The organism is Natronoarchaeum mannanilyticum (assembly GCF_039522665.1).
In the GTDB taxonomy this organism is placed as follows: domain Archaea; phylum Halobacteriota; class Halobacteria; order Halobacteriales; family Natronoarchaeaceae; genus Natronoarchaeum; species Natronoarchaeum mannanilyticum.
Window position 1 is genome coordinate 1,078,566 of sequence record NZ_BAAADV010000001.1, and the last position, 13,668, is coordinate 1,092,233.

Consider the following 13,668-nt stretch of genomic DNA (forward strand, 5'->3'; position numbering starts at 1 on the left):
ACGACGAGCGAGGGCTATCCCACGGCTACTCATCGGTCGAAGCCGGCAAAAAGGTCGGATCGCCTCAGTTGTCGACCGACGTGCCGTTCTCCTCGTCGGCGACGGCCACGTCGTCGTCGTCGGACTCGACCTTCGCTTCTTCGGGCACGTCGAGCTGTTCCAGCCGGGCCTTCTTGATGCGGGTGTTCTCGACCTCCTCGACGGTGATTCGGGTGCCGTCGTAGGTGATCTCTTCGCCGGCCTCGACCAGTCGGCCAGCGCGGTTGAACACGAAGCCGGCGACGGTCTCGAACTCCTCGCCCTCCGGGAGGTCGATCTCCAGGGCCTCGTTGACCTCGTGGATGTTGACCTCGCCCTGGACGACGGCGCCGTCCTCGACGTACTCGATCGGCTCGTCCTCGCCGCCTTCGAGGATCTCGCCGACGATCTCCTCGACCATGTCCTCCATGGTGATCAGCCCCTCGGTGGTGCCGAACTCGTCGATGACGATCACCATGTGCATGCGCTCCTCGCGCATCTCGGTGAGCAGCTCGTCGACGTTCTTGGACTCGGGGACGTGGAGCGTGGGGTTGATCAGGTCCTCGAGCTCGAGCGTCCGCGAGTCGGCCTCGCCGTAGTTAGTGTCCCGAACCAGGTCGCGGATGTGGACGACGCCGATCACGTTGTCGAGGCTCCCCTCGTAGACGGGGACGCGGGCGTGCCCGCTCTGGACGCAGGTCTGGAGCGCCTCCTCGACGGAGGCGTCGGCGGGCACCGCGGTCATGTCGAGCCGCGGCGTCATCACCTCCTTGGCGATGGACTTGTTAAACCGGAAGATCCGCTGGAGCATCTCGCGTTCGTCCTCCTCGATGACGCCCTCGCGCTCGCCGGTCTCGATCATGTCCTGGATCTCCGAGCGCGTGACGTAGCCCGACTCGATCGCGCTGCCGCCGCCGGTCAGCCGGTTGACCTGCCGGGTGAGGAAGTCGAACGTGATCACCAGCGGCTTCAGCAGGTACTCGGAGAGCTTCAGCGGGCGCGAGATCGTCAGCGCCCAGGATTCGGTGTGCTCGACCGCGTAGGACTTGGGCGCGCTCTCGCCGAACAGCAAGACCAGCGCCGTGATCCCGAACGTCGAGACGAGCACCGCGACGATGCCGCTCGTGAGGTACATCCCGACGAGCGCGGTCGCGATCGACGACATCGCGATGTTGACGAGATTGTTCCCGACGAGGATCGTCACCAACAAGCGGTGAGGGTCTTCCTTGAGCCCTTGAAGCGTCAGGGCGCCGGGCTTGCCCTCCTCGGCCAGCGACTCGACGCGGTAGTCGGGCAGCGAGAACATGGCGATCTCCGAAGAGGAGAAAAACGCCGAGAGCCCGATCAGGACGACGATGCACGCCACGCCGAGCACGGCGATCGTCGACTGTGCCAGTTCGATCCCGACAAACGGCACTTCCGCGGCGAGCGGCGCCAACCACGAGACAGGTATACCCATCGACACGGGTACTTGCCGGGCGGGTGAATTAACTCTTGTGAGGGAAGCCCACGGAACACCCCACCGTTCTGCGGCTGCGACAGCCGAGCGGCGAGTCCACTCGCACACGTGCTCGATCGACGCGACCGGCAACGACGGCCGTCTGCCCAACGCTTTCACGCGTGCCGTCCCAACTGTACGGTATGAGCCAGTCCGACCAGCCGATCACGTTCTACCGCCTGCAGGCGTGCCCGTTCTGCGAGCGGGTCGCCCGCACGCTGGACGAGCTCGAACTCGACTACAGCTCGCGGTTCGTCGAGCCGATGCACTCGCAGCGCAACGTCGTCAAGCGCGTCAGCGGGAAGCGCTCGGTGCCCGCGATCGTCGACGAGCGCACCGGCGTCACGATGTCGGAGAGCGCCAACATCGTCGACTACCTCGAGAAGACCTACGGCGCCGAGGGGAGCGAACGGCCGGACGCCGCCGGGGCGACGGGTGCCAGCGGCGATCCCAGCGGGGGTGACGAGTAGATGGAGTTCGACGTCGTCGATCTCGGCGAGGCCGACCACGTCGCGGAGGGCGAGGTCGCGCCCGACTTCACGCGCCCGCTGGTCAACGAGGAGTACTGGGAGGATCGATCGCTCTCCGACCTGACCGACGAGGGGCCCGTTCTGCTGGTGTTCACGACGATGGACGGCGCGTTCCCGGCGACGTACGTCTGGAACGAGCTCCGCGACCGGGCGTGGGACGACGAGTACGACGTCGAGATCGTCGGCTGCTCGATCTCGGATCCGTACTCCCACAAGCGCCTGATCGAGGAGCGCGAGATCGACTACGACCTGTTCTCCGATCCGAAAAACACCGTCGCCGTCGAGTACGGCATCGCCCACGAGCTCGACGGCATGACCGGGATCAGCGAGCCCCGGCCCTCGGCGTTCCTGCTCGACGAGGACCGCACCGTGGAGTACGCCTGGGTCAGCGAGGAGTGGCCGGAGTTCCCCGACTACGACGAGATCGAGGCCGCGCTCGAGGACGTCTGAGCCGCGCTCACGACTCGTCGAAATCGAGTGCGCGTTCGAGCCGCTCGAGCGGCGGGTTCTCGCCGGCGGGGATCACCACGTCGTCCGTTCCTGCGATTTCGATCCTGAGCGCGGGGCGTCGCCCGACGATGTATCGGACTAAGAACGCCAGCGCGACGACCGCCGGCAGCGCCCACGCCAGCGTCAACAGGAGGTCGACCAGCGCGAGCGCACTCGTCACGGCCTCCAGCGCCCCTGCAGCCCCGGGAGGCGCGCCGGACGACGGCATCGAGAGCAGTCCGCCCAGATCGACGGCGGCGTCGAGCGCGAACAGCAGCGCCGCGACGAGCGCCGCCTTTCCGGCCGTCAGGACGTGGCCCCGATCGCCGTCGGCGTCGATCGACGCGCCCAGCACGTTCGGCCGGTCGATCGCCCGGTAGCGCTCGCCGTCGCCCGAGGGAGTCAGCGCGAGGACGCGGTGGGTGGTCACCACGACTTCGGCGTCGCCGATTTCGACCCGCTCCTCGATCGACTCGCCGGCGTAGAGGAGTTCGTCGACGCGCCCGCGCCACTCGTCCATGGCGGGGGCGACTCGTCGCGACAGCAAAAAGGTACTCGCCCGTCGAGCGGCGTCGGAAAGCCAGCGGATCGACGCCGCTGCGTGGCGTCAGCGCTCCCGCTCCTCGGCGAGTTCCGTCGTCTCGGATCCGGAATCGGCGTCAGAGCCGTCCGACGCTTCCTCCCGCGTGCGTCCGGCACCAGCGATTTCGGCGCCCGCTTCGCCGCCCAGCGGCGCCTCGCCCTCGCCGATCCCGCCGACATCCTCGACCTCTCCGAGGATCGCCTGGATGTCGTCGAGCCCCAGCAGCTCCTGCGTCTCGGCGTCAATCTGGAGGCTGTCGAGCGACGCGCCGTCGCCGGTGACGTCGCCGCCCGAGAGATGCTTGCCGTAGCGGCCCAGCATCGAGGTCAGCTCCTGGGGCAGCACGAACGTCGTCGACTCGCCCTGCCCGATGCCGGCCAGCGTCTCCATCCCCTTGTCGAGGACGGCCCGCTCGCCCATCGACTCGGCGGACTTGGCGCGCAGCACGGTCGAGACGGCGTCGCCCTGCGCTTCGAGGATCTGGCTCTGCTTTTCGCCCTGCGCGCGGATGATGTTCGACTGCTTGTCGCCCTCCGCGGTCTCGACGGCGGAGCGCCGTTCACCCTGCGCTTCGAGGATCATCGCGCGGCGCCGGCGCTCGGCGGCGGTCTGCTGTTCCATCGCGCTCTGGACGCCCTGGCTGGGCGTGACCGCGCGCACCTCGACGGCCTCGACGCGGATCCCCCACTCGTCGGTCGCCTCGTCGATCGCCGTGTTGATCCGGCGGTTGATCTTCGAGCGCTCCTTGAGCGTCTCGTCGAGCTCCATGTCGCCCAGCACCGCCCGGAGCGTCGTCTGGGCGAGGTTCGAGGTCGCGCGCTCGTAGTCGTCGACCTCCAGGTACGCCTTCCGGGCGTCCATCACGCGGATGTAGACGACGGCGTCGGCTCGCACCGGCGAGTTGTCCCGCGTGATCGCCTCCTGCATCGGGACGTCGATCGTCTGGGTCCGCATGTCGTAAGCGTGGGTCTTCGAGACGAACGGCGGGACGAAGTTGATGCCGGGTTCGAGCAGCTTCCGGTACTCGCCGAACACGGTCAGCGCGCGCTTCTCGTAGGCGCCGACGATCTCGACGGCGCTGGCGACCGTGACGACCGCGAGCAGCAGCAACAGGGCGCCGACGACCGCCAGCGGCGACGTCGACAGGAAGTTCAGCGCGACCCACGCGCCGATCGCTAACGCGGCGAAGCCGACCAGCACCGCGCGCGGCCTGATCCCCCGTTTGCCCTCGACGCCGTCGCCCCCCGGACGTGACATACCTGACGTTAGGAGCGTACGTGGTTAACGGTTGGCACTACCGGGGCCAGTCCTGCGTCGTCAGCGCCCGCCCCAGTTCGACGGCCACGACGATCGCGATGCCGAAGACGCCGCCGTAGGCGAAACTACTCAGCGGAACCGTCAGGGAATCCAGCAGCGACATCGCGGTCCAGACCGTCACCGCAAAAAGGACGATGACGACCGTTCGGCCCGCGTATCCGATTCCGCGGAACCACGCGCCGACTCGGTCGCCCAGCCGCGTGACGGCGAGCGGTCCCGCCGCGATCGCGAACGTCACGACGCCCGCGCCCAGCCAGCCCCAGGCGACCGTCTCCGCCGTCGAAATCCCCCAGACCGCCCACGCGATCAGCAGGAGCGTGAGCGCGACGTCGCGCCGGGAGGGCGCGCCCTCCGGAGACCAGGAAGCGGCGAGAGGCGAGGTCACAGCGGGAAGTAGGACGCGGAACGGCAAAAAATCGGGCCCGGACAGACCGGTGGCGTTCCGACTCAGTCGTCGCCGGGTGCCGAACCGCGCGACTCCCCCGAGAACGGCTTCGCCGGGACGTTCTTGCGGGCGGCGTCGAACTCCGAGAGCGCGTAGACGATGCCCGCCAGCGCGACGACGCCCAGGGGCAACAGGATCGCCATCGCGTACGTCGACCCGACGAGGCTCCACGCGAGGTAGACGACCGTCGCGACGAGGATCACCGTCAGCGCGTAGTAGATCTGGGTGCGCACGTGGTCGATGTGGTCCGATCCGGCGAACGTCGAGGAGAGGATCGTCGTGTCGGAGATCGGCGAGACGTGGTCGCCGAAGATCGCCCCGCTGAACAGCGCGCCGATAGCCACCGCGACCATCTGGGGGTCGCCGCCGCCGATCTCCCAGGCCATCGGCACCGCGACGGGCGTGACGAGGCTCATCGTCCCCCAGGAGGTGCCGATCGAGAACGCGATGAAGGCCGACGCGTAGAGGATCACGATCGGCAGCAACGTCGGCGTCACGACGCCCTCCGCGAGGTTCGTGACGTACCGGCCGGTGCCCAGCGCGCCGGCGACCGAGCCGATCGACCACGCGAGTACGAGGATGCTGACCGCGTGGAGCATGATGCCGAACCCGTCGAGCACCGTCTCCATCGCCTCGTCGATGTCCATCGCGCCCTCGCCGACGCCCATCGCGATCGCAGTCGCGACCATCGCGAACGACCCCCAGACGAGCGCGCCCGTGAAGTTGGCGTTCTCGGCGACGCCGACCGCCGACCGACCGGGGGCGTAGCCCGTCACAGCGGCGCTCCCGACCACGACCGCGACGAGGACGACCACCGGAACGACGAACGTCCGGAGCCGCGGGTCGTCAGTCACCGGCTCGCCCAGATCCGCCTTCATGCTCTGGAGCGGGTTGGCGTCGTCACGCGTGACTTTGCCCGTTTCGCGCGCCCGGGTTTCGGCGTCCAGCATCTCGCCGAAGTCGCGCTGGGTCACGACGACGATCCCGACCATCAACACCGCGAGCAGGCAGTAGACGTTGAACGGGATCGACCAGAGCCAGGTGACCGTCGCGGAGGGCGTCTGGCCGGCGATCCCCATCTCGGCGTACTGGCCCTCGATCAGCCCGATCTGGAACGCCGTCCAGCTGGAGATGCCGAACGTCGCGACCGGCGCCGCCGTCGAGTCGATGACGTACGCCAGCTTCTCGCGGGACATGTTCATCGTGTCCGCGATGTCTTTCATCGCGCTGCCGACGATGGCGGTGTTGGCGTAGTCGTCGAAGAACCAGACGATCCCGAGCAACCACGCCATCACGCCGACCTTGCGGTGGGAGTCGACGACGCCGGCGGCGGCCTGCCCGACCGCCAGCGAGCCGCCGAGGCGCCACAGCAGGGCGATGCCGGCGCCCAGCAGGAACGTGAACACGATGATCTCCGCGTTGGTCGTGCTGTCGCCGATCGCCGGGACGATCCAGTCGAACGCCTCGACGACGCCGACGAACGGCAGCGTCAGGACGTCGACCGGACCGTCGATCCCGGCGCCCGCGACGTTGATCACGCCGCCGATCCAGACGCCGACGAACAGCGACAGCAGCGCCCGCCGGGTGACGATCGCCAGCGCGATCGCCAGCAGCGGCGGGACGAGCGATACCGCGCCGAACTCGGTGGCCATAGGCTACACTACCCTCTCCGGAGAGTAAAGTTCTCACCGAACCGAGCGCGAGAACGTAAATTCAACGCGAGAATTCAAACAATTCGGAATAAATCGGTGCGTCCGGCGTTCCCGGAGTCCGCCGATCCCCTCACAGTCGCTCGTCGAGCGTCGCCGCGGTCTTCCGACCGACGCCGTCGACCGACGCCAGTTCGTCGGGCGACGCCGAGCGGACGCCGTCGACGCTACCGAACCGGCGCAGGAGGCGCTTCCTGGTCTCGGGACCGATCCCCGGCACGTCGTCGAGCGCCGTCGAGACGTCGTCCCGCACGGTCTGGTGGTACTGCACCGCGAACCGATGCGCCTCGTCGCGGACGCGCTGGAGCAGGTGGAGCTGGGGCGCGTCGTCGGGCCAGTCGTAGGTCCGATCGGGCGTGATCACGAGCTCCTCGTCTTTCGCGAGCGCGACGGCGGGGACGTCCCAGCCGACTTCGTCGAGGGCGTCCCGGGCCGCCGAGAGCTGGCCCTCGCCGCCGTCGATCAGCAGGAGATCCGGATCGGGTCGGTCGCCCCGGCCTTCGACCGCCCGACGAGCGCGCCACTCGATCAGGGTTCGCATGTTGCCGTAGTCGTCGTTTCGCTCGTCGAGCTTCTTCCGGCGGTAGTCGGCGCTCTCGCGCGTCCCGTCGACGAAGGTGACGTCGCTGCCGACGACCGCCTTGCCCTGGGCGTGGCTCACGTCGAACCCCTCGATCCGGTCGGCGGCGTCGAGGTCCAGCGCGCTTTCCAGCGCGCCGACCTCGTCGCGGCGCCCGCCCGAGCGTCGGGCGTTCTTCAGCGCGAGTTCGACCAGCTTGGCCTCGCGCCCGGCGCCCGGCACGCGGACCGCGACGCCCTCGGCGTCGAGCCACGCTTCCAGCTCCTCGTCGTCGGGATGCTCGGGCAGGAGCAGGGCGTCTGGCAGCGTGCGCTCGGCGTAGTACTGCGGGACGAACGCGGCGAGCACGCGGGGGATCTGGTCGGGACCGCTCTCGGGTGCCGCGACGGTGTGCCGTTCCCGATCGACGAGTTGGCCGCCCTCGCTGTGGAGTCGCGCGACGGTGGCCTCCTCGCCCTCGACGGCGACGCCGAGCACGTCGACCGCGCGCTCGCCCCGATCATCCTCGCTGCTGACCGCGGCGCCGCCCTCGCCGTGGAAGCGCTCGACGGTTTCGAGGCGATCGCGGAGGTTCGCGGCGCGTTCGAACTCCCGGTCCTGCGACGCTTGCTCCATCGCGCTGCGGAGCGGCGTCGCGAGCACGCCCGTCTCGCCCTCGAAGAATCGGCGGACCGACTCGACGTCTTCGGCGTACGCCTCCTCGGAGATCTCGCCGGTACAGGGCGCGGTACAGAGTCCGACCTCGTAGTCCAGGCAGGGCCGGTCGCGCCCGGAGTACTTGTGGTCCGAGCAGCCCCGCACGCCGTAGGTCTCCCGGAGCGCCTTGACGACGGTCTCGACCTCGCCGCGGTTCGTGTAGGGGCCGTACACCGTCGCCGCCTCGTCGGGATCGCGCGTGATCTCGATCCGCGGGACGGCGTGATCGGTCAGCTGGACCAGCGGGTAGGACTTGTCGTCCTTCAGCCGGACGTTGTACCGCGGCTGGTGGCGCTTGATCATGTTCGCCTCCAGCAACAGCGCCTGCGTCTCGGTGTCGGTCACCGCGACGTCGATCGTCCGCGCGCGGTCGACCATCCGCGCGATCCGGCGGCTCCGCGGGTCGGCGTACGACCGCACGCGCGACCGGAGGTCGACCGCCTTCCCGACGTACAGCACCTGGTCGCCGTCGAGGAACTGGTAGACGCCCGGCTCGGCAGGCAGATCGGCTGCGCGCTCGCGGACCGCGTCGGCGTCCATCGGCGCGCGCTAGGCGGGCGGGAGGTTTGAGGGCTACGCCTGCGGGCGACGCCGCCGGAGCAGCGGCTCTGCGACCGAACGGGTATAGCGAACAGGTGGCAGCTTCAGGTTGCGACGCGGCGCGCCACGCGCCCGCCTCGGCCGGCGTCGCATCGAGCGGTCAGGGCACGGGGCGTCTGGTCGCGCCATCACTCATAAACGCACGGTGGGACGGGCGAGCGAACGTCGGTCGAGACCAACCGTTTACGGCCCCTGCGGCTCAACTCCACCCGTGCGCGACTTCCACCTCCACTCGAACTACTCCGACGGCGCCTTTCTCCCGGCGATGGTCGACGCCGCCGCCGCGGCGGGGCTGGAGGGGATCGGCCTGGCCGACCACTGCGTCGTCACGGAGCGCGAGGCGGCGCGAGACGAGCGCGCCCGCTACGGATTCACGCTCGACCAGACGTACGAGCGGCGGCGGCGGGCGATCGATCAGGCCCGCGAGGAGGCGGACGTCGAGATCTACGACGCCGTCGAAATGAACTACGAACCGCGCGACGAGGATCGGATCGAGGAGTTTCTGACCGACGCCGAGTTTCAGTATTCGATCGGGAGCGTCCACGCCGTCGACGGCCGATCGGTTCAGTCGGCCTCTGCGTTCGCCGACCTGAGCGAGGCGAAACTGGACCGCGTCGTCGACCGGTACTACGAGAACCTCGTCGCTCTCGTCGACTCCGAGCTGTTCGACGTCGCCGCCCACCTCGATCTACCCGAGCGGACGCCGCCGCTGCGCGGGCGAGCGACCGAGGACCACTACCGTCGGGTCGCGGCGGCGCTGGCCGACTCCCGTACCGTCCCCGAGATCAACGCCGGGCGGGCGCTGCGCGAGGCGTCGATCGTCCACCCGAGCGAGCCGTTTCTTGACGCCCTGCGCGAGCGCGGCGTCGGCGTCACGGTCGGCACCGACGCCCACCGACCGAACGAGATCGGCGACCGGGCGGCGTTTCTGGAAACCTATCTCGATGATCGGGACATCGACCCGGTGGCACCGCCGGGGCTGGAGCGGTGAGACCGGACGAACGTCGCCCCGGTGCGGTCAGTCAGCGTGCTCGGCGTCGGGAAGGTCCCCGTCTCGCGACGCGGCGTCGACGCTCGCGCGGTCGGCGCCCTCGTCGGCTCGCGGGAGCTGTAGCGTGATCGTCGACTCCGATTCGTCGGTCTCGAAGGTGACGTCGCCGCCGAGCGTGGAGACGCCCCACTTGACGAACCACAGTCCCATCCCGCTGCCGTGGTTGAGCGCGGTCTCCTGGCCGTCCTCCACGACGGCGATCTCGTGGTCGGGGATCGCCGCGCCCAGCATCCGGACCTCGACGTGCGAGAACTCCGAAGACGGGTGGCCGCTCGTCCGAATCTCGAACGTCGGCGCCTCGTCGGCGTACTCGAGGCAGCTTTCGAGGAGGTTCCGGAGGACGATCCTGAGGAGCCGCTCGTCGCTTTCCAGCGCGAGCGACCGCGGGACGTCGACGTCGATCGAGTGCCGATCGAGCGACGGTTCGGTCGCGAGCTCCTCGATCAGGTCGCTGAGCACGACGGTTTCGCGATCCGACTGGCGCTCGTTGGCCACCGCCTGCTCGAACCGGCGTGCCTTCGTCCCCAGCTCCATCAGCTCGGTCGTCGTCTCCTCGGCGGTCTCCAGCGTCGACTCGATCCCCTCGTCGTCGATCCGCTCGGCCGCCAGCTCCAGGTAGCCGTGGACGACGTTCAGGTCGTTGCGCAGGTTGTGCCGGAGCGTCCGGTTGAGCACCTGCAGGCGCTGTTCGCGCTGGCGCTCGACGGTGATGTCCTGCAGGACGAGCGTGTAGCCGACGCGCGTCCCCGCCGAGTCCCGGAGCGGCGAGGTCGACACCGCGTACTCGCGGCGGCGGCCGTCGCTACGGATCGTGACGGCCTGGTCCGTGCCGTCGAGATCGATCGAGCGGCCGATCAGGTCGGCGACGGGCGCGCCGACAGCGTCGGCGTCGTCCGAGTCGAACAGCGATTCGGCGGCGGCGTTGAGCCGGACGACCAGCCCGCCCTCGTCGAGCACGACGATCGGGTTGTCGATGTCGTCGATCGCGGTGCGCTCGGCGGCCCGCCGCGTCGCGGGCCGGGAGTCGAACATGTTGTTGCCGACGAAGGCGTACGCGTCCAGCGCGACGTGGGGCAGGAACGCCACCGCCATCGCGTTGAACTGCGGGACGGGGCCGAGCCCGAACAGCCAGACGAATCCGGCGATCCCCGGCGGGACGGCGCTCAGCGCGACCGCGGCCGCCTCGCGGCGGTACAGCGGGCCGTAGCTGAACACCGTCTCGAACAGGAGCAGCGTCGCCACCCCCGCCGACAGCGTCCCCATAGTGAAGGTGACGTACGCCAGCGGTTCGAGGGCGTACTCGGCGCCCGCGTGGCCGAACACCCGGACGACGTCGAAGTCGCTCCAGAGCAGTCCGAGCGCGGGATTGGCGGCGGCCAGCACCGTGATCAGTACCGGCACGCCCAGCAGGAGTCGGAACGGCGTCGAGCGGATCGTGCTCCCCCGACCGGTGTACGCCAGCGCGAACGCGAGAAACGGCACGCCCATCCAGGCGAGCGCGATCCAGGTGACGGTTCCGATCGCCTCGCGAACGAGCGGGTCGAACACCAGCAGTCCGACGCCGTAGGACGTCGAGAAGACGGTCACGGCGCTCATCGCGAGGATGAACCATCGCACGCCGGGCTGGCCGCGGTACCGGTAGAGGTAGCTGATCAGCGCCAGCGCGCCGCCGCCCGAGGCGAACGCTGCGAGCGTCAGCCACGGGAGCGACGACGAAACGACGTTCATTCGGTACTACCAGTACCTAGCGTTTATTCATAATAAGTTCCATTGCCGTTTCGGCCCGAACTGGGGTGAACACGGCGGTCGGCGAGTCAGGAGAGCTGCTCGCCGACGATATCGTCGGCCCGCTCGACGAACTCCGCCTCGGTTCCCGCGGGGACGGTCGCGCCCGCCGCCACGTCGTGGCCGCCGCCGTCGCCGCCGACGGCGCGCGAGGCCTCGCCCATCACTTGCGAGAGGTCCAGCCCCTTCCGGACCAGACTGTGGGTCCCCCGCGAGGAGACTTTCACTTCTTCCTCCGACTTCTCGGCGAACGCGACGATCGGCAGCCCGCGGTCGACGCCGTCGGCGCCGACGGCCATCCCCGCGACGATGCCGACGATCGTCTCGCGGATCCGATCCTCGGCGTGGAACCACTGGAGATTTTCTTCCCTGTTGACGCCTTCCTCCTCGACCCACTGAATCCCCTCCGAGAGGTTGCGCCGGTGGTCCCGGAGCAGCTGGCGCGCGCGTTCGAGCGCCGGCCCGCGGTCGCCGAGACAGACCGCCAGCCCCACGTCGGCCCGCTCGTACCTGGCGGTGGCGTTCAACAGGGTGGAGAACTCGCTGGCGTCGCGCAGTTCGGTGCCGACCGATTCGTCGGTCAGCGTGTAACTCGTCGCGGCGAGCCCCTCGATCTTGTCGGTCGGCACCCCCTTCTGGATCGCGTGCTGTATGAGCGCGTTGCTGACCTCGCTTTGCTCCTCTTCGTCCAAGTCGACCCAGCGGCGCCACTCGCCGTCGGACTTCAGGTCGAGATCGAGCTCGTCGAGGAAGCGCAGCGCGCCGCTCTCGTCGTTCGAGATCCCGGGGATGTTCACGTCGCTGGAGTACTCCAGCAGCTTGGGGAGCGGGCGGGTCTGCTTGCCGTACATCGCGAGGTCGGTCCCGGTCTCGAGGGCGTCCGCGGCGACGCCCTCCTCGACGATGCGCTCGTTTGCGCCGTGGAGCTCGCCGCCGCTGGCCTGCATGTCGCCGACGGCGCCGACGACCGCCAGCGCGGCCAGATCGCGGTTGTCGCCGCCCTCGGGTTCGAGCGCCCGCGCGAGGGCGTAGCTCGCGCCCGCCCCGGAGAGTTCGGAGGCGCCGTTGATGCCGAACAGCAGCGGGTTGAGGTGGAACTCGGTTTCGGGCGCTTCGGCGTCGGCGCCCTCGGCAGCCTCGCCGTCGGCGTCGTCCGCGGTCGCGGGCTGGTGGTGGTCCGCGATCACCGGCGTGAAATCGCCCGCGGCCTCGTGCTCGGCGATAATGTCGAGCTGGCCGCTACCGAAGTCCGTAAAGAGCGCCGTATCCGGCTCCAGTTCGGCGATACCGGCGATCTCCTCGGCGTCGAGCTGCTTGCTGAACACCGTCCGGAAGGGGATTCCGGCGCGCTCCAGGGCGCTGGCCGCGATCGCCGCGCTCGTCAGGCCGTCGGCGTCGATGTGGGAGGCCAGCACGACGCTGTCGGCGGATCGCAGGCGCTGGGCGCAGGCGTCGGCGCGCTCGGCGAGGTCCGGGATCGGCGCGTCCATCGGTCGCTACGAGGTTCGTCGGAATCCCGGATAAACCTGCGGAATCGGCTCGTCCGCGAGCCGAAACGTATCGCCCGGTCGCCGGGAGCGGTCCCGGAGACGGACCGACGCTCCGTCACTCGGTGTACGTCGGCGCCCCGTCCTCGATCGTCTCGCAGGCCAGCGCCTCGAAGTCGGCGCGTTCGGGCACGACGTCGACGTCGATCCCGAGCGACTCGGCTGTCTCGCGGGTCGGATCGCCGATGACGCCGACGGTCGCCGCCGCCAGCCCCTCGATCGCGGCCTCGCGGACACCCAGCTCCTCGGCGGCGTCGAGGAAGTGCTCGACGGTCAGCGAGGAGGTGAAGAGCGCGGCGTCGAGGTCGCCGTCGGCGGCCAGTTCGGCCGACTCGCCGGCTCCTTCCGGTCGGACGAGCCTGTAGAGGATCGTCTCGTGGACGTACGCGCCGGCCGCCGCTAAGCCGTCGGTCAGCACCGCGCTACCGTGGTCGCTCCGGGCGACCTCGACGCGGGCGCCGTCGACATCGTCTTCGAGGGCGTCGACGAGGCCCGACGAGGAGAACTCCTCGGGGACGACGTCGACGTCGTAGCCGGCCTCGCGGAGCACGTCGGCCGTTGGCTCGCCGATGGCGCAGACCGTCGCGTCGCCGGGGTCCCAGCGCTCGGCGCTATCCTCCGAGCGCAGTCCGGCCGCCAGTTCGACGCCGGTCTTGCTCGTCAGCACGACGAAGTCGGCGTCGGAGCGAGGCCGGGCGCCGGTCGGCTCGACCGCCAGCATCGGGTCGGGCACCGGCGTCGCGCCGAGCGACTCGATCAGCTCGACGGCGTCGGCGAGGCGTTCGTCGTCGGGGCGGAACGCCGCCACCGTCATCTCGCG

General features: G+C 69.5%; 12 protein-coding genes. 3 read left to right on the plus strand and 9 right to left on the minus strand.

The window, feature by feature from the left end; all coding sequences use genetic code 11:
- Positions 1 to 64: 64 nt before the first annotated feature.
- A complete protein-coding gene (locus ABDZ81_RS05675; RefSeq protein WP_343772925.1) occupies positions 65 to 1,477 on the minus strand; it encodes a hemolysin family protein in 1,413 nt (470 codons plus the stop codon).
- A 182-nt stretch (positions 1,478 to 1,659) separates the two neighbouring features.
- On the opposite strand from ABDZ81_RS05675, the gene ABDZ81_RS05680 reads away from it, so the two are divergent.
- Both ABDZ81_RS05680 and ABDZ81_RS05685 read left to right on the plus strand, forming a co-directional pair.
- The gene (locus ABDZ81_RS05680; RefSeq protein WP_343772927.1) at positions 1,660 to 1,986 is read left to right on the plus strand and encodes a glutathione S-transferase N-terminal domain-containing protein; all 327 of its coding nucleotides are present in this window, start codon (positions 1,660 to 1,662) and stop codon (positions 1,984 to 1,986) included.
- Complete coding sequence (locus ABDZ81_RS05685; protein ID WP_343772928.1) at positions 1,987 to 2,496, plus strand: peroxiredoxin family protein; 510 nt, start codon at positions 1,987 to 1,989, stop codon at positions 2,494 to 2,496. It abuts the gene before it with no gap.
- Between the two features lie 7 nt (positions 2,497 to 2,503).
- Here ABDZ81_RS05685 and ABDZ81_RS05690 read toward each other — a convergent pair whose 3' ends face one another.
- The 5 genes from ABDZ81_RS05690 to ABDZ81_RS05710 form a co-directional block, all read right to left on the minus strand.
- Entirely contained in the window at positions 2,504 to 3,055 is a 552-nt protein-coding gene (locus tag ABDZ81_RS05690) for a hypothetical protein (protein WP_343772929.1), read from the minus strand.
- Between the two features lie 87 nt (positions 3,056 to 3,142).
- Entirely contained in the window at positions 3,143 to 4,375 is a 1,233-nt protein-coding gene (locus tag ABDZ81_RS05695; protein ID WP_343772931.1) for an SPFH domain-containing protein, read from the minus strand.
- A 37-nt stretch (positions 4,376 to 4,412) separates the two neighbouring features.
- Positions 4,413 to 4,820, minus strand: a complete 408-nt coding sequence (locus ABDZ81_RS05700) for a hypothetical protein (protein WP_343772932.1) — start codon at positions 4,818 to 4,820, stop codon at positions 4,413 to 4,415.
- A 62-nt stretch (positions 4,821 to 4,882) separates the two neighbouring features.
- Complete coding sequence (locus ABDZ81_RS05705; RefSeq protein ID WP_343772933.1) at positions 4,883 to 6,532, minus strand: Na+/H+ antiporter NhaC family protein; 1,650 nt, start codon at positions 6,530 to 6,532, stop codon at positions 4,883 to 4,885.
- Between the two features lie 130 nt (positions 6,533 to 6,662).
- Positions 6,663 to 8,405 (minus strand): excinuclease ABC subunit C, encoded by a 1,743-nt coding sequence (locus ABDZ81_RS05710; protein WP_343772934.1) that lies wholly within the window; start codon positions 8,403 to 8,405, stop codon positions 6,663 to 6,665.
- A 271-nt stretch (positions 8,406 to 8,676) separates the two neighbouring features.
- Between ABDZ81_RS05710 and ABDZ81_RS05715 the strand changes: the two genes are divergently transcribed.
- Positions 8,677 to 9,456, plus strand: a complete 780-nt coding sequence (locus ABDZ81_RS05715) for a PHP domain-containing protein (RefSeq protein WP_343772935.1) — start codon at positions 8,677 to 8,679, stop codon at positions 9,454 to 9,456.
- 27 nt (positions 9,457 to 9,483) lie between these two features.
- Here ABDZ81_RS05715 and ABDZ81_RS05720 read toward each other — a convergent pair whose 3' ends face one another.
- The 3 genes from ABDZ81_RS05720 to ABDZ81_RS05730 all read right to left on the minus strand — a co-directional run bounded on the left by ABDZ81_RS05720 (position 9,484) and on the right by ABDZ81_RS05730 (position 13,662).
- Positions 9,484 to 11,244 (minus strand): histidine kinase N-terminal 7TM domain-containing protein, encoded by a 1,761-nt coding sequence (locus tag ABDZ81_RS05720; RefSeq protein WP_343772936.1) that lies wholly within the window; start codon positions 11,242 to 11,244, stop codon positions 9,484 to 9,486.
- 86 nt (positions 11,245 to 11,330) lie between these two features.
- Positions 11,331 to 12,791 (minus strand): RecJ family nuclease, encoded by a 1,461-nt coding sequence (recJ, locus tag ABDZ81_RS05725; protein WP_343772937.1) that lies wholly within the window; start codon positions 12,789 to 12,791, stop codon positions 11,331 to 11,333.
- 115 nt (positions 12,792 to 12,906) lie between these two features.
- Positions 12,907 to 13,662: a uroporphyrinogen-III synthase gene (locus ABDZ81_RS05730; RefSeq protein WP_343773372.1), complete on the minus strand. Its 756-nt coding sequence runs from the start codon at positions 13,660 to 13,662 to the stop codon at positions 12,907 to 12,909.
- Between the last annotated feature and the right edge of the window lie 6 nt (positions 13,663 to 13,668).

What these genes read in the sequence shown, in the direction of transcription:
- ABDZ81_RS05730 (WP_343773372.1), bottom strand. Translation starts at nt 13,662, where the DNA reads ATGACGGTGGCGGCGTTCCGCCCCGACGACGAACGCCTCGCCGACGCC.
- ABDZ81_RS05685 (WP_343772928.1), top strand. Translation starts at nt 1,987, where the DNA reads ATGGAGTTCGACGTCGTCGATCTCGGCGAGGCCGACCACGTCGCGGAG.
- recJ (WP_343772937.1), bottom strand. Translation starts at nt 12,791, where the DNA reads ATGGACGCGCCGATCCCGGACCTCGCCGAGCGCGCCGACGCCTGCGCC.
- ABDZ81_RS05710 (WP_343772934.1), bottom strand. Translation starts at nt 8,405, where the DNA reads ATGGACGCCGACGCGGTCCGCGAGCGCGCAGCCGATCTGCCTGCCGAG.
- ABDZ81_RS05690 (WP_343772929.1), bottom strand. Translation starts at nt 3,055, where the DNA reads ATGGACGAGTGGCGCGGGCGCGTCGACGAACTCCTCTACGCCGGCGAG.
- ABDZ81_RS05675 (WP_343772925.1), bottom strand. Translation starts at nt 1,477, where the DNA reads ATGGGTATACCTGTCTCGTGGTTGGCGCCGCTCGCCGCGGAAGTGCCG.
- ABDZ81_RS05705 (WP_343772933.1), bottom strand. Translation starts at nt 6,532, where the DNA reads ATGGCCACCGAGTTCGGCGCGGTATCGCTCGTCCCGCCGCTGCTGGCG.
- ABDZ81_RS05695 (WP_343772931.1), bottom strand. Translation starts at nt 4,375, where the DNA reads ATGTCACGTCCGGGGGGCGACGGCGTCGAGGGCAAACGGGGGATCAGG.
- ABDZ81_RS05680 (WP_343772927.1), top strand. Translation starts at nt 1,660, where the DNA reads ATGAGCCAGTCCGACCAGCCGATCACGTTCTACCGCCTGCAGGCGTGC.
- ABDZ81_RS05720 (WP_343772936.1), bottom strand. Translation starts at nt 11,244, where the DNA reads ATGAACGTCGTTTCGTCGTCGCTCCCGTGGCTGACGCTCGCAGCGTTC.